This window comes from Calidithermus roseus (genome assembly GCF_003574095.1).
GTDB lineage: Bacteria > Deinococcota > Deinococci > Deinococcales > Thermaceae > Calidithermus > Calidithermus roseus.
Map to the genome: position 1 here is coordinate 1 of NZ_QWLA01000016.1, position 18,066 is coordinate 18,066.

Sequence of the window (18,066 nt, forward strand, 5' to 3'; positions counted from 1 at the left end):
CAGCCCGCCCGCCCCCACCACCAGCACCGAGCTTTGCTTGAGCCTGGCCTGGCCTGCCCCGCCCACGCCCGGCAGCACGATGTGCCGGGCGTAGCGATCGAGTTCCTCACGACTCCACATGTAGCCTCACTTCCTCACCATCAGGGAGGTTATACGCCCGCACCTCGCCCGATTCTAGGGCGAAGATCACGTACGGCACCCGCCAGTAAGCCTGCATTCTGTCGCTGGAGCTGGGGCTGGCCGGTCCGTGGGGGTGCGAGTGGTAGATCGCCAGCAGCTCGAGCCCCTCGCGCTCGAGATCGCGAATCCCTCTAACCAGCGCACCAGGATCGGCGGTGTAGGCCGCCTGTGGTGTTTCATGGACGTTGGGGAGGGGCAAAACCCGCTCTACCCGCCCCCCTCGGCCCGCCCACAGCCCCACGCCCTCCCTGGGCAGCTCGGATCGCAGGTGTTGCAGGGTGCGCTCCAGTTCGGCTTGGCCCACGCGCAGCACGTACAGCAGCTTACCCCCTCACTACCTGTCCCGTGGGCAGCTGGAGCACCTCACAGAGGTAGCTCACCAGCTGGTTGGTTTGGGTCAGGTGCTCGAGCACCAGCCCTAAGAAGCCGCCCGAGCACACCTCCTCGTCGCTGAGGGGAAACCAGGTGACGAAGCTCTTGAGCTTGAGGTCTTCGATCAGGGGGTGATTGGGTTCGAAGCCCTTGGGCGGGCGCTTGAGCTTGTCCTCCTCGGAGAGGGGCACGGCCCGCCGGACCTCGAGCCAGCGGAAGTCCTGCCGGGCGATGGCCGCGCGCACGCGGGCTAGGTTTTCGGGATCGGGCTGCCACAGCCCCCCACCCACGCCCGACTCACCGGGCTCGAGGTGCAGGTAAAACCCCGGCGCGTGCACGTCACCCGAAGCCAGGAGGTGGCGAAACTGGGCCGCAGCGTGGGTCTTGTAGGGGCTCTTGTCGGCGGAGAAGCGGGTGTCGCGGTAGATGCGGAAGAGGCTGCGCTCGCTGGCGGTATAGGCGGGGTTGAGGGCCTGGAGGTGCGGGGCCAAGTCGGTGATAAAGCGCAGGAAGGGAGCCCTGACGTGCTGCTCGTAGCGCGACTTGTTGGCCTGGAACCAAGCGCGGTCGTTGTTGTAGCGCAGCTCGAGCAGGAACTTGAATAACTCAGGGGTGAAATAGGGGGTGTCGTGCGTATATGCGGAACGGGCCGGGGCCTTTCTTGCCATGACGTAATCCTACTGCGATGGGCCGCTAGCAGATCGCGAGCGGGAACACAGGAGGGGTGACAACTTCGGGTGAAGGGTGGTGGAAAGGAGAGCCCCCCGGCTCGCCCCCAGCCCCTACATCAGGCGTCTTGCGTCTTGCGTAAGACCCATCCTGGCGTTCGACCTTCGACCCACAAAGCGTATACTTTCTTCTAACAAAGGAGGCCAGGATGATCCGGACCGTAGCCCTCGTAGGGCACAGCGGCAGCGGTAAAACCACCCTCGGCGAGGCATTGCTGGTGGCGACGGGGGCCAAGGAGCGCATGGGTCGCGTGGAGGACGGCACTACCACCAGCGATTACACCCCGGAGGAGAAGAACCACCGCCTCTCGGTGCGCACCGGGGTGCTGCCCCTGCAGTACAAAGAGCACAGGATCTACCTGCTCGACGCGCCCGGCTATGCCGACTTCGTGGGCGAGATTCGCGGGGCGCTCGAGGCCGCCGATGCGGCGGTGGTGGCGGTCTCCGCCGAAAGCGGGGTGCAGATCGGCACCGAGAGGGCCTGGACGGTGGCCGAGCGGCTTGGGCTCGCGCGGATGCTGGTCGTCACCAAGCTGGAAAAAGGTGGCGATTTTTTTGCGCTGCTGGAGGACTTGCGCTCGACACTGGGCCACATCGTCCCGGCCCACCTGCCACTGTACGAGAACGGCCAGTGGGTGGGTATCGTGGACGTGCTGCACAACCGCGCCCTGCGCTACACCGGCGGCAAGGCCACGCCCATGGAGGTGCCCCAGGACATGCGGGCCCAGGTCGAGAAGTACCTGGGCGAAGCCCGTGAGGCCATCATCGAGACTGACGAAGGGCTGTTGGAGAAGTACCTCGAGGGCGGCGAGATCGAGGAGGCAGCACTCTCCAAAGCTTTCCACGAGGCCGTGCGCCGGGGGCTGGTGTACCCCGTGGCCATCGGTTCCTCGGGGGCGATGATCGGCCTGGACCTGCTGCTAGAGCTGTTCCTCGAGGCCCTGCCCTCCCCCACCGAGCGCTTTGGGGAAGGCAGCCCGCTGGCTAAGGTGTTCAAGGTGCAGGTAGACCCCTTCATCGGGCACGTGGCCTTCGTGCGGCTGTACCGGGGCACGCTCAAACCCGGTGACAGCCTGCAATCGGAAGCAGGGGTTGTACGCCTGCAACACCTCAACACCATCCGGGGCAAGGACCTCCTCGAGCTCGAAGTCGCCGAGGCCGGAACCATCCTGGCTTTGCCCAAGGCCGAGAACCTGCACCGGGGCATGCTCCTGTGGAACGGCACTAAGCCCGAGTCGGACGAGGTGCCCTTCGCCCGCCTGCCCGACCCCAACGTGATGGTGGCGGTGGTGTTGGAGAACAAGGGCGACGAGGCCAAGCTAGGTGAGGCCATGCGCAAACTGCTGGAGGAAGACCCCAGCCTAAAGTTCGAGCGCCAGCCCGACACCGGCGACATGCTCTTGTGGGGGCACGGCGAGTTGCACCTCGAGACCGCACGCGAACGCCTGGGCGACTACGGCGTCAAGGTGCAGTACCGCCTGCCCAAGATCCCCTACCGCGAGACCATCCGCAAGGTAGCCGAGGGCCAGGGCAAGCACAAGAAGCAGACCGGCGGCCACGGCCAGTACGGCGACGTATGGCTGCGGCTGGAACCCGCTCCGGAGTACCAGTTCGAGTGGCGCATCACCGGCGGGGTGATCCCCACCAAGTACATGGAAGCGGTGGAGATGGGCATCCAGGAGGCGGCCAAACAGGGCACGCTGGCCGGTTTCCCGGTGATCGGCTTCAAGGCCATCGTCTACCACGGCTCTTACCACGACGTAGACTCTTCGGACATGGCTTTCCAGATCGCAGCCTCGCTGGCCTTCAAGAACGTGATGGCCCAGGCCAGCCCGGTGCTGCTGGAGCCGGTCTACAACCTCAAGGTCTTCGTCACCCAAGACCGCGTGGGCGACATCATCTCCGACCTTCAGGGCCGCAGGGGCCGGGTGCTGGGCATGGACCAGGACGGGGCGCTGGCGGTGGTGCAGGCCGAAGTGCCTCTGGCCGAACTCCTGGAGTACAGCCGCGTCCTCTCCGGCCTGACCCAGGGCACCGGGGCCTACAGCCTGGAGTTCTCCCACTACGCCGAAGTGCCTCCCCATCTCGCCCAGAAGGTGGTGAGCCAGCGGCAGGCGGAAGCGCACTGAGGGTAGGGTCTCGGGTTTCGGAAAAAGTCTCACCCCTAACCCCGAACCCTCCTCCCCCGCCGAGTGCCCAAAACGCATACACCGGCGCCGGAGTAGGCTAGAATTGACTCATGAAATCACTCGCCCGATGGGCCTTGTTTACCCTACTGCTGCTCAGCCCCGCTCTGGCCCAAAGCTTGGTGTCCCTGGCCCCTACGGGGGCTGTCGCTGGGTTCTACGTGGGGGAGCTGAGCAACAGCCCCTACCTCAAAGGCATCGGCGAGGACTGGAGGCAGAGCGGCCTCGAGGCCTGGGTTCGTCGCAACCTCGAGAAAGAACTCGGTCACAACAGCGACCTGCTGGGCCTGGCCCAAGGAGGTGCCTTCGCGGCCCTTTACCCCGACGGGGGCTTTTTCTTCATCTCCAAGCCCAGCGCTCGGGCGATGCAGGCGGTCCGGAGCGAGATCAAAAAGGCCAGGCTCGAGAACGGCTGGCTGGTTGAGCGCACTGCAGACACGGTCAGCGGCGTGAGCCGGGAACTGGTCTTCATCGCCGCCCCCAAGCAGGCCAACCTCTTCCTAAGCAACAAACGCGGCCTGCGGGCGCCGATCTCGGGTGACCTGTTCTTCTGGGGCGAGCCGCCCAAGAACCTCGACCTCGAGCTTGGCCTGCCACCCCGCCTGGGGCTTACCCTGGCCTCACTCAAGCGCATCAGCCTGGGCTTGAAGCTCACCGCCGGGGGTTACACCACCGAGGCTCGCCTCGAGATCGACCGCACCACCGATCCCGCCTTCAGCAACCTGCTCCTTCCCCGCGAAAAGCCCTGGGAGCTGGGCGATTTCCCGGCGGGCTACTCGGGTGGGGTGGGCGTGCTGGACCTCCCCGCCACGGGCCGTTACCTCAGCAGCCTGCTCTCCGACTTGGAGGTGAAGCTGGGCTTCGACCTGCGGGCTTTTGGCACCCGCTACGCCCTGGTCACCGTGCCCGGCCCGCGCAGCAGCGGGGTGGGCAACCTCGAGGCCCCCCTGGGCCACCAGCTCGTCTACCTCGAGGTCAAGGACGCCGCCACCGCCGAGGCCAACTTCCTGGCTGCCGTGCAAAACCTCGCGGCCTTCGCCACCCCCGAGGGGCAAGGGGGCTTCAAAGTGGCCGGGCTGGAAGGCAATTTCAAGGCGCTCGAGGTGGGGCTGCTGGGCAACCTCTACTACCGCCTCGACGGCGATAAGCTGGTCATCGCCACCAGCAGGGCCGCGCTCGAGGCCGCCTCCGGCAAGCTCTGGAAGGAGCGCCCCGAGTACCGGCGCTTCCGCGTTACCGTGCCGCAGAACGCCGTAGCCTACAGCTTTGGCGACCAGAAAGGCCCCGGCCTGGAGTCGCTCGCCACCCTGCGCCAGAGCATCCCCCAGACCATCGGCGCCAAGGATCGTGAGAGCAAGGAACTCACCAACAGGCTGATGAACTTTCTCGAGCGCCTCTACGGACGCCTGGGCAACGGCATCTCCTACTCGGTAGTCGAAGGCAGCACCCTGGTGAGCCGGGGCTTTAGTGAGGTGCGCTGGAGGTGAGAAGCGGGTGACCTTCGCCCATCCGCTCCTGCTCGCAATCTTGCCCCCGATCCTGGGCCTGATCTACTGGCTCTACCGTCGCCGCAGGCCGCGCGAACGCAAGGTGGCCGGGCTGTGGCTGTGGCGGCAGGCCCGGCGGCGGGGCCAGGCCCGTCGCCGCTTCGATTTGCGGCTGTTTCTGCTGCTGTTGGCGGGGTTGTTTGCCGGGCTGGCGCTGTCCTTGCCTCGCCTCGAGATCGACCGCCCCGGACCGCTGGTACTCGTCCTCGATGCCTCGGCCTCGATGGCCGCGACCGACCGGGCTCCCAATCGCCTGGAATGGGTCAAGGCGCAGGTGCGCGGGCGGCTCTCGAGCAGCCCCAGAGCGGTGCTGGTGCGGGCCGGACGCACCAATCAGGTCTTCGGCCCAGCCTCAGGGCGGGAACTGCTCGACGAACTGGAGCAGATTCGCGCTGGGGATGAACAGGCTAACCTCGCCGCCGCTGTCGCGCTGGGCAAGTCCCGCCTGAACGCCCCGGCCCTGGTGGCGAGCGACGCATCCCCGCCCGAGAACGCCGATGGCTACCTCAATGCGGCAGGCAATGGGCAGAACGTGGGCATCACCGCTATTGGAGCGGGCTTCGTGGCCGTAGGCAACAGCGGTCCCGGCCCCTGGAAAGGCGAAGTGATCGTAGGAGGCAGGAGCTACCGCCTCGAGGTGCCTGCCGGGGGCTTCAGCACCCTCGAGGTGCCCGCCACCTCCACGTTCACGCTCCAGGCCCGCCTAAGCACTGCCGACGCCCTGAGCCTGGACAACGCCGCCGAGTTCAGCCGCCGCAACGTGCGGGTGGCACTCGAGGGAGATTCGCCCGCGCTGGAGCGCCTGCTGGCCCTGCTGGGTACCATCCGCAGCAGCAGCCCCGAGGTGCACTTCAGCTTCGCTCCCCCTCCGGAGAACCCCCCGAGCTTCAGCGTCTACTTCGCCCGGAGGGGGAGCGCAGAGGCCATTGTCGATGACGTGGAGCGCACCGTTCCCTACTTGCGCGGAGCCGAGTTGGTGGGCTTTCGCCTTCCCATTCCCCCTGCGCCTCCGGCCACCTGGCAGCCGCTGGTCCGTAGCGAAACCGGGCAGCCCATGGCCTGGTTCCACCCCAACGGCCTCTACCTGCCCGACCCCGCCTCCTTGCAAAACCTTCCGGCCTTCCCGGTGCTGCTCTACAACGTGATCGTTCCGCGAAGCGAACAGCGGCGGGGCCTGCTCAGCGCCGGGGAAACCCTCTTGCCCCGCCCTCAGCCCGACAGGCCCCTGCCCCCAACGCTGAAGCTGGAGCTGAGCCCCTGGCTAGCACTGCTGGCGGCGATGGTGCTGGGGCTCGAGAGCCTCCTTTACCGCAGCGCTCGAGCTGGAAAGCAGCCCCGCTTAGCGGCAGAATAGACCATGAGCGACCCCGGCGAGAACTCCACCGGCCCGGCAGCCAGGCGCACCGCCTTCGATCGCGCCTCCCACTGGCTCAAGTGGCTGGGTGAGGTCAGGGACGGCTTTTTCCCCAGATGAGGGAAAATCAAGCGGAGGGCACTTAGCTGGTGGGGCGGATACGAGATCCGCTTGACGGAAGGGGCGAACCCGGCGTACCCTGAACCAGACCTTTAAGGCCAGTCCCGTGAGGCTGGAAAGGAGGAAAACGTGGAACGCCTGGTAGGCCACAATCTGAAGCCACACGCACCCCAAGGGTGCGTTTTTTTCGTGCCCTGGAGGTCGTCTTGAAATTCAAATCCCGCATCCTCAGCGCCGAAGAAATCCGCCGCGCCCTCACCCGTATCGCCCACGAGGTGGTGGAGAAGAATAAGGGCACCGACAGGCTGTGCTTCGTGGGGATCCATACGCGCGGCATTACCCTGGCCCAGCGCCTGCGCGAGTTGGTGCGGCAGTTCGAGGGGGTGGAGGTGCCTATGGGCATCCTGGACATCACCCTCTACCGCGACGACCTCTCCGAGATCGCCGTTCAGCCCAAAGTGCGCGAGACCCGCATCCCCTTCGACATCGGGGGGCGGTCGGTGGTGCTGGTAGACGACGTGCTCTTCACCGGGCGCACCGCTCGAGCCGCCCTGGACGCCCTGATCGACCTGGGTCGCCCCAGCCGCATCTACCTGGCGGTGCTGGTGGACCGGGGGCACCGCGAGCTGCCCATCCGGGCCGATTTCGTGGGCAAGAACCTGCCCACCGCCAAGAGCGAAGTGGTCAAGGTCAAGGTGCGGGAAGTAGATGGGGAGGAGGCCGTGGAGCTATGGGAACTGGAGTAATGGAAACACACACACACAGCGCCGAGCAACCCAAACACCTCCTCGACTTCCAGGGCTGGAACCGGGCGCACATCGAGAGCCTCTTCGAGACCGCCAAGATGATGCAGGAGGTGCTCTCCCGCCCGGTGAAGAAGGTTCCGGCCCTCACCGGCTTCACCGTGGCCACCGTCTTCTTCGAGCCCTCCACCCGGACCCGGCTCTCCTTCGAGCTGGCCGCAAGGCGCATGTCGGCGGACGTACTCTCCTTCAGCGGCGCGACCTCCTCGATGTCCAAGGGTGAGAGCTACAAGGACACCCTGCTGACCCTCGACGCGATGGGCATTGACGCCTACGTGATCCGGGTGGACGCCGCCGGGGTGCCGCACCAGGCCGCTCGGTGGCTGGGCAAGCCCATCATCAACGCGGGTGACGGCTGGCGGGCGCACCCCACCCAGGCCCTGCTCGATGCTTTCAGCCTGCTCGAGCGCCTCGGCAGCCTCGAGGGCAGGAAGATCGCTATCGTGGGCGACATTCTGCACTCCCGCGTGGCCCGCTCCAACGCCGAATTGCTGCCCATGCTGGGCGCGGAGGTCTGGCTGTGTGGCCCCGCGACCCTGCTGCCGGGCGAGTTGCCCAGGGTCCGGCTCACCACCGACCTGCGCGAGGCCCTGCACGACGCCGACGCGGTGATGGCCCTGCGCCTGCAAAAAGAGCGCATGGATAGGGGCCTTCTGCCCAGCGAGCCCGAGTACATCGCCGGCTACCAGATCACCCACGAACGCCTGGGCTGGGCCAAACCCGAGGCCCCCCTGCTGCACCCCGGCCCCATGAACCGCGACCTCGAGCTCGAGGGCACCCTAGCCGAGTCCCCCCGCAGCCTGGTCGAGCGGCAGGTCGCCAACGGGCAGGCGGTGCGGATGGCGGTGCTCTACCACCTACTGGTAGGGAGAAAAGGCTGATAGCTGAACCAAAGAGCCTCTAGTATCGGCTATCAGCGTGCGACGAAGGAGCGCTCATGAAGGGTGAATTGCTCATCAAGAATGTTCGGCTGCTGGACAGCCGGGGCGAACACGGTAAAGCCGACGTGCTCATCGGTGAGGGGAAAATCCTGAGCCTGGAGGGCGGGGACGCGGCGAGCGTGCTGGATGCCGGGGGGCTGATGCTCACGCCTGGGCTGTGCGACCCCCACGCCCACCTGCGCGAGCCCGGCCAGGAGGTCAAGGAGGAACTGGCCACGGGCCTGCTGGCCGCGCTGCGTGGGGGCTACACCGACGTGGTCTGTATGCCCAACACCACGCCCCCGGTGGACACGCCCGAGGCCGTGATGGCGCTCATCGAGAAGGCCCGCGGCCTGGGCTACGCCCGGCTGTACCCCTCGGCGGCCCTCACCCAGGGCCAAGAAGGCAAGCTCTTGACCGAGGCCCGGCTGCTGAAGGAGGCCGGGGCCATCATGCTCACCGACGATGGCCGCACCAACGAGGACGCCGGAGTGCTGGCCCTGGGCCTCGCCTACGCGGCGAGCTGGGGATTGGTGGTGTCGGTACACGCCGAGGACGCCGGGCTGCGCCGGGGCGGGGTGATGAACGAGGGCCCCCTCTCCTACCGGCTGGGCCTGCCGGGCAACCCGGCAGCGGCGGAGGCGGCGAGAATCGCTCGAGACCTCGAGATCGTGCGCTACGTGATGCCAGGGGCAAAAGCTCAAAAGCCCTCAATCCTCCTCCACGTCCAGCACCTCTCGACCCGCCGGGGCCTCGAGCTCATCCGCCAGGCCAGGGCCGAAGGGTTGCCGGTGGGCGCCGAGGTGACGCCCCACCACCTCACCCTCACCGACGAGGCGCTGGAAAGCCTCGACCCCATCTACAAAGTCGCCCCCCCGCTACGCACCCAGGCCGACATCGAGGCGCTGATAGCGGGGCTGCTTGAGGGCAGCATCGACTGCATCGGCACCGACCACGCCCCTCACACCCAAGCCGAGAAGGAGCAGGATTTGCTGCGGGCCCCCTTCGGCATCGCCAACATCGAAGTGGCCTGGCCGCTGCTCTACACCGAGCTCGTACTCAAGCGGGGTTTTCCCCTGCCCACCCTGCTCGAGCGCTTCACCGACGGGGCTCGCCGGGTGCTGGGGCTTCCTCTTATCCGCCTCGAGACAGGAGCCGAGGCCAGCCTGATGCTCTTCGACCCCGCCAGCGAGCGAGCGGTCAACCCTGCCGAGTTTGCCTCCAAGGCCAGGTTCAGTCCCTGGGCGGGCTGGAAGCTCCAGGGCTGGCCGGTGATGACCCTGGTGGAAGGGCGCGTGGCCTGGACGCACGAGCGCCTGGGCGTGGGGGCTTGAGGTCGTATATCGTACGCCGAACGCAAGACGCAAAAATGCCAGACGCCTGTTGTAGGGGCACCCTCGTCCTTGGGGAGGCCAGGGTGGCCCTACTTCTTGCCGATAAGGTCCTGGACGCGCTCGAGCCCCTGCCGCTCCAGGTACGCCAGCAGCCCCTGGTTGAGCCTGCGCGGCAGCAGGGGCCCTTCGTAGATGAAGCCGGTGTAGACCTGCACCAGGCTGGCCCCGGCCTGTAGCCGCTCGAGCACGTCCTCTACGCTGAAGATGCCCCCCACCGAGATCACGGGGACGCGCACCCTGAGTTCTTGGGTCAAGTACTTGAGCACCTCGAGCGCCCTCGCCGCCAGTGGCCTGCCCGAAAGCCCACCGCTTTCGTTCACGAGGGACTTCAGCCCCTCGCGGCTGGTGGTGGTGTTGGTGGCGATGATCCCGGCCAGCAAGTAGCGCTCCACCAGTCCCACGATCTCGTCGATCTGGCTCCACGACAGGTCGGGGGCGATCTTGAGCAGAATGGGCCGGGATTGGGGCTGGGCGCGGGCGAAGCCGGTCACGGCGGCCAGCAGTTCCTCCAGCCGCTCCCCCTCCTGCAAAGCCCGCAGCCCCGGCGTGTTGGGTGAGCTCACGTTGATCACGAAATAATCGCCATGGGGCCAGAGCCGGCCCAGGCTCTCGAGGTAGTCCTGGGGGGCTTGCTCGAGCGGCCTCACCTTCGACTTGCCCAGGTTGATCCCCAGCGGCACCGGGAGCGCGCCCACGCGCCGGCGCAGCTCCGCCAGACGCCGCGCGACCGCTTCGGCTCCCTCGTTGTTGAAGCCCATGCGGTTGATGAGGGCCCGGTCCTCGAGCAGGCGAAAAAGCCGGGGCTTGTCGTTGCCGGGCTGAGCCAGTGCGGTCACGCTGCCGATTTCGACGAAACCAAAGCCCAGCGCACCCCAAGCCGGCACAGCCCTGCCGTTCTTGTCCAGGCCCGCCGCCAGGCCGACGGGATTGGGGAACTTCAGGCCCAAGCACTCCACCTGAAGCCGCCGGTCCCGCAGCGCACAGAGGGCTGAAATCGGCTTCAGGACAGCAGGGTGCTGGCTGCTCCAGGCCAGCCACCCCATCACCCGGTCGTGGATGGCCTCGGGATCCTGCCGGAAGAGAAGAGGTTTGACCAGCGAATACACGCGGTCAGGATACCTTCTGGCTCAGGGGTTGGGCAAAGCTGCGCTCAGGCTGGTGAGGGCGGTGTGATAAGCGGGCTCGAGTTCCTTCGGATGACTCACGCCGATGTGCAGAGTGCGCAGATACCCATCCTGCAGACCATAAATCCAGCCATGCACCGTAAGCTCCTGACCCCTGGCCCAGGCGTCCTGCACCACCGTGGTCCGGCAGACGTTGGTCACCTGCTCGATGACGTTGAGCTCGCACAAACGGTCTACCCGCTCGGCTTCGCTCTGAAGCGCCAGTACCAGATCCCGGTGCTTCTGAAACACGTCCTGCACGTGGCGTAGCCAGTTGTCGATCAGGCCAAGCCGGCTGTCCAGCAATGCTGCTCGCACGCCACCGCAGCCGTAGTGTCCGCACACGATGATGTGCTTGACCCTGAGCGCATCTACGGCGTATTGCATCACCGAAAGGCAGTTCAGATCGCTGTGCACGACTACGTTGGCCACGTTGCGGTGCACGAAGAGTTCTCCAGGCAGGAGCCCCACGATCTCGTTGGCCGGAACCCGGCTGTCCGAGCAGCCGATCCAGAGATACTCGGGGCTTTGCTGGGCGGAGAGCTTGAGGAAGAAATCTGGGTCTCGCTGCCGCATGGACGCAGCCCAGCGGCGGTTGTTCTCGAAGAGGTAATCGAGCGGGTTCACGCCAGCATTCTGGGGTTGGAGCGCCTTGAAAGATTAGCGCACCTGCGGGAAACCCAAGTCCACCTTGGAGGTGCTGGGGTCGGGCCAGCGGCTGGTGACCACCTTGGCGCGGGTGTAGAACTGCACGCCCTCGGGGCCGTACATGTGCAGATCACCGAAGAGGCTGGCCTTCCAGCCGCCGAAGCTGTAGTAAGCCACCGGCACGGGGATGGGGACGTTGATGCCCACCATGCCCGCCTCGACGTCGAACTGGAACTGGCGGGCCGCGCCGCCGTCGCGGGTGAAGATGGCGACGCCGTTGCCATAGGGGTGCTCGTTGACGAGCTTGAGCGCTTCCTCGTAGGTCTTGACGCGGGTCACGCTCAGCACGGGGCCGAAGATCTCGTCGTCGTAGCACTTCATGCCCGGCTTGACGTTGTCCAAGAGCGAAGTGCCCAGAAAAAAGCCCTCGCGCGCGCTCACCGGATCCTGGCGGCCATCCACCACCACCGTAGCGCCTTCCTTGGGAGCGTTCTCCACGTAGGAGGCCACCTTGTCACGGTGCTCCTTGGTAATCAGGGGCCCCATCTCGTTGCCTTCCTCGAGCCCCGGCCCCACCTTGATCTTGGGCATGCGCTGCTTGATGGCCTCAATAAGGGGGTCGGCCACGTCGCCCACCGCCACCACCACGCTGATCGCCATACAGCGCTCGCCCGCCGAACCATAGGCCGCCGAGACAGCGGCGTCGGCGGCCATGTTGATGTCGGCGTCGGGGAGCACGACCATGTGGTTCTTCGCGCCCCCCAAAGCCTGCACGCGCTTGCCGTTCTTGGTGCCGGTCTCGTAGATGTACTTGGCGATGGGGGTCGAGCCCACAAAACTGATGGCCTTGATGTCGGGGTGCTCGAGGATGCGGTCTACGGCCACCTTGTCCCCATGCACCACGTTGAACACGCCGTCGGGGAGCCCCGCCTCCTTGAGGAGCTCGGCCAGGTACAGGCTGGCGGAGGGGTCTTTCTCCGAAGGCTTGAGGATGAAGGTGTTGCCTGTTGCGATGGCGTTGGCAAACATCCACATGGGCACCATGGCGGGGAAGTTGAAGGGGGTGATGCCCGCCACCACGCCCAGAGGCTGGCGGATCTGGTAGACGTCCACCCCACGGCTGACCTGCTCGGAGAAGCCGCCTTTGAGCAGGTTGGGGATGCCACAGGCGAACTCAACGTTCTCCAATCCCCGCGCCACCTCGCCCAGGGCATCGGGGAGGGTCTTGCCGTGCTCGAGGGTGATGAGCTCAGCGATCTTGCGGCGGTTGGCGTCGATAAGCTCGCGGAATTTGAACATGATCTCGGCCCGCCGGGAGAGCGCAGTCTGCCGCCAGCTCTTGAAAGCCTCCTTAGCGACGGCCACCGCGTGATCGACCTCCTCCACGCTGGCAAAGTCCACCGTGGCCTGCTGGGCCCCTGTTGCCGGGTTCCACACCACGCCACTGCGCCCGGACTTGCCTTCGACCAGCTTCCCGCCGATCCAATGCGACACGCGCTTGATGCCAACTTCAGGTTCTCTGACTGCCATTTCGACCTCCTAGGTGCTCAGGCTTGGGGTGAAGGTGGGGTTGACGGTGCTCGAGTTGCCTCATGGTAGAACCCAGGATGGGGCGGCGCAATGGACAATGTGTCTAGACGAACGCCCCGCAGGCTGCAGGGCGTTCGTCCGGGACTGCCTGCCCTCAGACGACGCCCACGGGGGCACGGCCCCGCAACTGCACGTCGATGTTGCAGATGTGCCCTACCAGCCAGTTCTTCAGCGTTTCGTGCAGTTCGCGCAGCATCTCGATGCTGGCCCCTCCGCGCGCTCTATGCTGCTGGGTGAAGTCGTCGTAGAGCGCCAGGAACCTGTCGTGCGCTTCCTTGTTCTTGCGGGCGATGGGGCAGCCCCGCAGCGTCATGCAGAGTTCCTCATAGGCGAAGTGGGTATTGACGTAGCTCTCCAAGAACACCAAGAGGTTGTCCACCTCTTCGCGGTCCGCGGGGCTGCCGGGCGGGGTGGACTCGAGCAGGCGCTCGAGACGGTTGACGTAGCCGACAAGGTTGCGGTGCTGCCCGTCGATGCGGGGTTCGCCGGTTTCATAACTCGTGCTCCACTCGATGGCCATAGTCACGCTCCAACAACGTGAGTGTGACGAAAATAACCGGGGAGGAATGTCCCCGGTAACGCTGTCCTGGAGGGTTTTTCGGTACCGTCGTTTGCTGCTTGACGGCAGAGGATAGGAGAGGAAAAGGCGGCTTCTAGGCGTGCTTGGGCGGAGCGCAGCTCCCCCGCTTGATCAGGCGGCCAGGAAAACGCTTGCGTACGACCTTGTCGAGGGTACGGTTCTCCACTGCGTCCAGCACGATCTCCACTGCGGCCAAGCCCATTTCCTCCACCGGCTGCTCGATCACGTCCAGTGGGGGGGTAACCAGGGCTGTCCAGGAGTAATTGTCGAAAGTCAGCAAGGAAACGTCCTCGGGAATGCGCAACCCCAGTTCCTTGATGGCCCGGAAAGCTCCGGCAGCCTCGGTGCCATTGAGCGAAAAGATGGCCGTGGGGGGCTCGGGCAGGCGCATAAGCTCCAGGGTCAGCTTGTAGGCTTCGGGCTCGGTTAGCAGGATCACCCGCTGATAAGCCTCGATCAGGGGTAGCCCTACGGCCTCGAGGGCCTTGGGGAAGGAGCGACTGCGCTCTTCGGGATGGTAAAGCGGGTCATAGCTTCCCAGGGTGGCGATGCGCCTGTGACCCAGCGAGTGCAGATAGCGCACCCCTTCAAACACACAGCCTTCGTTATCGAGCATCACGTGCCCGAACGGGCTGTCGGGGTAAAAGTAGTCTATTTCCAGAATATACGTCCCCCGTTCCCGCATGCGTTTGAGGTAGTCGAGGTTGGGTTGACCATAGCCCGAACGAATGATCAAGCCACTGACCCTATGGCCGTACAGTACGCGCAAATTGGCCCGCTCAACCTTGGTGTCGTATTCGCTGTCGGTCACGATCAGGGCATACCCACGGCTCTGGGCCGCATGGGCGATGGTGCGCACCAGGCTGGCGAAAAAAGGCTCCATGATGTTGCCAACCATCAAGCCCAGGGTCTGGGTGCGCCCGCGCCTCAACCCCCCGGCCACCTGGTCGGGCTCATACCCCAGTTCTTCAATGGCCTTGCGCACGCGGGCCAGGGTTTCCTGAGCCAGGAGGTGGGGCTCGTGGATGGCCCGCTTGGCCGTGGTGGGGGCTACTCCTGCACGTTTGGCGACGTCGAGAATACTGGGCACGTGACCATTTTAGCAAAAAGGGGCTTGACAAACACCGGTGGTATACCTAGGCTTATGGACACGAGACCATAAGCCGTTCACCAATGCCCTTTCCGCGTCACTCTGTGGTCTATATGGTCACGTGGCCATTACGTCTGGGTCGTTGTTTTTTAATATCCGAATCCGCTCGAGCACACCGGCGCGTTCAGGCAAACACAAGGGGGTGATCTGGTAGGCATATTGCATCCAACCGTCGGTATCGGCCCTGAGACCTTTTGTTTAGCAGTTGGGTAGGAGGAAACCATGCGCTTTTGGAAGGCTCTGACCGTTGGAGCGGCCCTGTTGACCACGGCGGCCCTGGCCCAGACCACCATCACCATCGCCACCGTCAACAACCCCGACATGATCACCATGCAGAAGCTCACCCCGGAGTTCGAGAAAGCCAATCCGGGGATCAAGCTCAACTGGGTGGTGCTGCCGGAGAACGAGCTGCGCCAGAAGGTCACCACCGACATCGCCACCAACGCCGGTTCCTATGACGTGCTGACCATCGGCACCTATGAGACGCCGATTTGGGGCAAGAACGGCTGGCTGGTGGAGATGAGCGGGCTGCCGGCTTCATATGACCTGGAAGACGTGCTCAAGCCGGTGCGGGCCGGGCTCTCGTACCAGGGCAGGCTCTACGCCCTGCCCTTCTATGCCGAGAGTTCGATGCTCTACTACCGCAAGGACCTGTTCGCGGCCAAGAAGTTCACCGTGCCGGCCCAACCCACCTGGACCCAGGCCATTAGCTGGGCCAGGCAACTGCACAACCCCAGTGGCGGCGTTTACGGCATCTGCCTGCGCGGCCTGCCCGGTTGGGGTGAGAACATGGCCTTCATCAGCACCCTGGTCAACACTTACGGCGGGCGCTGGTTCGACGAGAGCTGGAAGCCCCAACTCACCAGCCCCGAGTGGAAGCGGGCCATCGGCCAGTACGTGGAGCTGGTCACCAAGTACGGCCCTCCCGGCGTGACCGGCAACGGCTTCACCGAGAACCTGACCCTGATGTCGGAGGGCAAGTGCGCCATGTGGATTGACGCCACCGTGGCGGCGGGCTACCTGGCCAACCCCAAGACCTCCAAGGTCGCCGACAAGATCGGCTTCGCCAAAGCCCCGGTGGCCGTCACCCCCAACGGCGCGCACTGGCTGTGGAGCTGGGCGCTGGCCATCCCCAAGTCCAGCAAGAAAGTCGAGGCGGCCAAGACCTTCATCACCTGGGCCACTTCCAAGGAATACATCGAGCTGGTGGGCAGCACCCAGGGCTGGGTCTCCGCGCCTCCTGGCACCCGTTACTCCACCTACAACAACCCCAACTACCTCAAGGCTGCCCCCTTCGCCAAGGTAGTGCTGGAGTCCATCAACACCGCCGATCCCACCAAGCCCACCCTCAAGCCCGTCCCCTATACCGGCGTGCAGTTCGTGGGCATCCCCGAGTTCCAGGCCATCGGAACCCAGGTCGGGCAATTCATCGCCGGTATCGTAGCAGGCAAGACCAGCCTGGACGCGGGGCTGGCCCAGGCCCAGGCCGCCGTCGAGAAGCTGATGAAGGAAGCCGGCTACCTCAAGTGAGCCAGTAAGCCATCCGAGGCCGGGTGGTCTCTCCCCGATCACCCGGCCACCCCCAAGGCCAATGACATGACCCATACAAGCGCTCTTACCAAGCCGCAATCCAGGCCGATTCGGCCCAATACCCTCTGGCTGCTTGGTCCGGCGATGCTGTTGCTCATTGTCTGGACGCAAATCCCCTTCGTTCTGACCATTTACCACTCCTTTCGCCGCTTCAACCTTCTCAACCCCGAACGCCAGGGCTTCGTCGGTTTTAGCAACTTCAGCTCCCTCCTCACGGACCCAATTTTTTGGACCTCTATCCAGAACACCCTCTTGCTGGTGGGTGCGGTACTGCTCATCACGGTGGTGATCGGGCTTTTTCTGGCCGTGTTGTTCTACCAGGACTTTCCCGGAAGGGCTTTGGCACGCACCCTGGTTATCTCTCCTTTTTTCGTGATGCCCGTAGTCACCGCCCTGATCTGGAAAAACATGCTGATGCATCCGGTGTATGGGCTCTTTGCGTGGGTTGCTGAGAACCTGGGACAGCGCCCTGTCGACTGGCTGGCCACCTATCCCATGCAGTCCATCGTGCTGATGGTTTCCTGGCAGTGGATCCCCTTCGCCATGCTCTTGATTCTGACCGGCCTGCAGTCGCTGTCTAAAGAGCAGCTCGAGGCCGCCAAGATCGACGGGGCCAACGCCTGGCAGGAGTTCCGCTACATCATCGTGCCCCACCTGGCCCAGACCCTGAGCGTGGTGGTCATGCTGGAAACCATCTTCCTGCTCACCATCTTCGCCGAGATTTACGCCTCGACCTCGGGCGGGCCGGGCCTGGCCACCACCACCTTGCCCTACCTGATCTACCTCAAGGCCTTTGGCGAGTACCGCATCGGGGTGGCAGCCTCGGGCGCGGTGTTCGCGGTCATCCTGGCCAACATCGTGGCGATGTTCGTGCTGCGCATGATCGGACGCAACCTGCAAGGAGGCCGCACGTGAGCCAAACCCGACGCATTCGCTGGGAGCTGACCCTGCTGGCCTACCTGGCTGCAGCTATCATGTTCTTTCCCATCTTCTGGCTCTTCCTCACCGGCTTCAAGAGCGAGGGAGATGCCATTTCCATCCCACCCAAGCTGCTCTTCACGCCCACCCTCGAGAGCATCTACGAAGCCCTCACCCGCAGCGACTATGCCCGGCACTTCCTCAACTCGATCATCTCGGCGGTGGGCTCGAGCGCGCTGGCTTTGGCCCTGGCCATTCCCGCGGCCTACTCCATGGCCTTCTACCCCACCAAGCGCACCAACGGCACGCTCTTGTGGATGATCAGCACCAAGATGATGCCGCCCGTCGGGGTGATCATCCCGGTGTACCTGATCTTCCGCGACCTGCGCTGGCTCGACAACATCTGGGCTCTGGCGCTGATGTACACCGTGATGAACCTGCCGGTGGTGGTCTGGACGCTCTACGCCTACTTCCGCGAGATCCCCCACGAGATCATGGAAGCCGCCAGGGTAGACGGGGCCAGCACCGCTCAGGAACTCACCCGCGTGCTGCTGCCCGTCTCCGGCCCCGCCATCGCCTCGGCGGCCTTGCTGAGCATCATCCTGGCCTGGAACGAGGCTTTCTGGAGCCTCAACCTGACCTCGGCCCAGGCCTCTCCGCTTTCGGTCTACGTTTCCTCGTTCAAGACCGCTGAGGGGCTCTTCTGGGCCAAGATGTCGGCGGCCTCCATGATCGCCATCTTGCCGGTGATGGTCATGGGCTGGCTGGCCCAGCGGCAACTGGTGCGGGGACTGACCTTCGGGGCCATCAAGTAAGGAAGGAC

At 65.0% G+C, this 18,066-nt stretch carries 16 protein-coding genes and 1 pseudogene; 9 read left to right on the forward strand and 8 right to left on the reverse strand.

Annotated features, from left to right (window positions below; translation table 11 throughout):
* The 3 genes and pseudogenes from Mrose_RS19345 to Mrose_RS05730 form a co-directional block, all read right to left on the reverse strand.
* Positions 1-120 (reverse strand): annotated as a pseudogene (locus Mrose_RS19345) (adenylyltransferase); the annotation flags it as partial.
* Positions 107-493 (reverse strand): M67 family metallopeptidase, encoded by a 387-nt coding sequence (locus Mrose_RS05725; protein WP_119276467.1) that lies wholly within the window; start codon positions 491-493, stop codon positions 107-109. The gene Mrose_RS05725 and the pseudogene Mrose_RS19345, both read right to left, overlap by 14 nt.
* Before the next feature lie 10 nt (positions 494-503).
* Complete coding sequence (locus tag Mrose_RS05730) at positions 504-1,220, reverse strand: DUF2461 domain-containing protein (protein WP_119276468.1); 717 nt, start codon at positions 1,218-1,220, stop codon at positions 504-506.
* A 209-nt stretch (positions 1,221-1,429) separates the two neighbouring features.
* Between Mrose_RS05730 and Mrose_RS05735 the strand changes: the two genes are divergently transcribed.
* The 6 genes from Mrose_RS05735 to Mrose_RS05760 all read left to right on the forward strand — a co-directional run bounded on the left by Mrose_RS05735 (position 1,430) and on the right by Mrose_RS05760 (position 9,544).
* The gene (locus Mrose_RS05735; RefSeq protein WP_119276469.1) at positions 1,430-3,409 is read left to right on the forward strand and encodes an elongation factor G; all 1,980 of its coding nucleotides are present in this window, start codon (positions 1,430-1,432) and stop codon (positions 3,407-3,409) included.
* A gap of 110 nt (positions 3,410-3,519) precedes the next feature.
* The gene (locus tag Mrose_RS05740; protein ID WP_119276470.1) at positions 3,520-4,953 is read left to right on the forward strand and encodes a hypothetical protein; all 1,434 of its coding nucleotides are present in this window, start codon (positions 3,520-3,522) and stop codon (positions 4,951-4,953) included.
* A 7-nt stretch (positions 4,954-4,960) separates the two neighbouring features.
* Complete coding sequence (locus Mrose_RS05745; RefSeq protein WP_119276471.1) at positions 4,961-6,367, forward strand: vWA domain-containing protein; 1,407 nt, start codon at positions 4,961-4,963, stop codon at positions 6,365-6,367.
* 326 nt (positions 6,368-6,693) lie between these two features.
* Positions 6,694-7,233 (forward strand): bifunctional pyr operon transcriptional regulator/uracil phosphoribosyltransferase PyrR, encoded by a 540-nt coding sequence (gene pyrR, locus Mrose_RS05750; RefSeq protein WP_119276513.1) that lies wholly within the window; start codon positions 6,694-6,696, stop codon positions 7,231-7,233.
* Complete coding sequence (locus Mrose_RS05755) at positions 7,233-8,171, forward strand: aspartate carbamoyltransferase catalytic subunit (RefSeq protein ID WP_119276472.1); 939 nt, start codon at positions 7,233-7,235, stop codon at positions 8,169-8,171. The genes pyrR and Mrose_RS05755 overlap by 1 nt, the downstream gene beginning before the upstream one ends.
* Positions 8,172-8,227: 56 nt before the next feature.
* Positions 8,228-9,544 (forward strand): dihydroorotase, encoded by a 1,317-nt coding sequence (locus Mrose_RS05760; protein ID WP_119276473.1) that lies wholly within the window; start codon positions 8,228-8,230, stop codon positions 9,542-9,544.
* A gap of 89 nt (positions 9,545-9,633) precedes the next feature.
* Here Mrose_RS05760 and Mrose_RS05765 read toward each other — a convergent pair whose 3' ends face one another.
* From Mrose_RS05765 to Mrose_RS05785, 5 genes are all read right to left on the reverse strand, one after another.
* On the reverse strand, positions 9,634-10,710 hold the full coding sequence (locus Mrose_RS05765; protein ID WP_119276474.1) for a quinone-dependent dihydroorotate dehydrogenase: 1,077 nt from the start codon (positions 10,708-10,710) through the stop codon (positions 9,634-9,636).
* A 21-nt stretch (positions 10,711-10,731) separates the two neighbouring features.
* Positions 10,732-11,394, reverse strand: a complete 663-nt coding sequence (gene can / locus Mrose_RS05770; RefSeq protein ID WP_119276475.1) for a carbonate dehydratase — start codon at positions 11,392-11,394, stop codon at positions 10,732-10,734.
* 33 nt (positions 11,395-11,427) lie between these two features.
* A complete protein-coding gene (locus tag Mrose_RS05775) occupies positions 11,428-12,945 on the reverse strand; it encodes a CoA-acylating methylmalonate-semialdehyde dehydrogenase (RefSeq protein WP_119276476.1) in 1,518 nt (505 codons plus the stop codon).
* Between the two features lie 154 nt (positions 12,946-13,099).
* Positions 13,100-13,525 (reverse strand): bacteriohemerythrin, encoded by a 426-nt coding sequence (locus Mrose_RS05780; protein ID WP_119276477.1) that lies wholly within the window; start codon positions 13,523-13,525, stop codon positions 13,100-13,102.
* A gap of 133 nt (positions 13,526-13,658) precedes the next feature.
* A complete protein-coding gene (locus Mrose_RS05785) occupies positions 13,659-14,675 on the reverse strand; it encodes a LacI family DNA-binding transcriptional regulator (protein WP_119276478.1) in 1,017 nt (338 codons plus the stop codon).
* A 282-nt stretch (positions 14,676-14,957) separates the two neighbouring features.
* On the opposite strand from Mrose_RS05785, the gene Mrose_RS05790 reads away from it, so the two are divergent.
* From Mrose_RS05790 to Mrose_RS05800, 3 genes are all read left to right on the forward strand, one after another.
* On the forward strand, positions 14,958-16,265 hold the full coding sequence (locus tag Mrose_RS05790; RefSeq protein WP_119276479.1) for an ABC transporter substrate-binding protein: 1,308 nt from the start codon (positions 14,958-14,960) through the stop codon (positions 16,263-16,265).
* Positions 16,266-16,409: 144 nt separating this feature from the next.
* The gene (locus Mrose_RS05795) at positions 16,410-17,240 is read left to right on the forward strand and encodes a carbohydrate ABC transporter permease (RefSeq protein WP_245969582.1); all 831 of its coding nucleotides are present in this window, start codon (positions 16,410-16,412) and stop codon (positions 17,238-17,240) included.
* Positions 17,237-18,058 (forward strand): carbohydrate ABC transporter permease, encoded by an 822-nt coding sequence (locus Mrose_RS05800; protein ID WP_119276481.1) that lies wholly within the window; start codon positions 17,237-17,239, stop codon positions 18,056-18,058. Before Mrose_RS05795 ends, Mrose_RS05800 begins: the two co-directional genes overlap by 4 nt.
* Positions 18,059-18,066 lie beyond the last annotated feature (8 nt).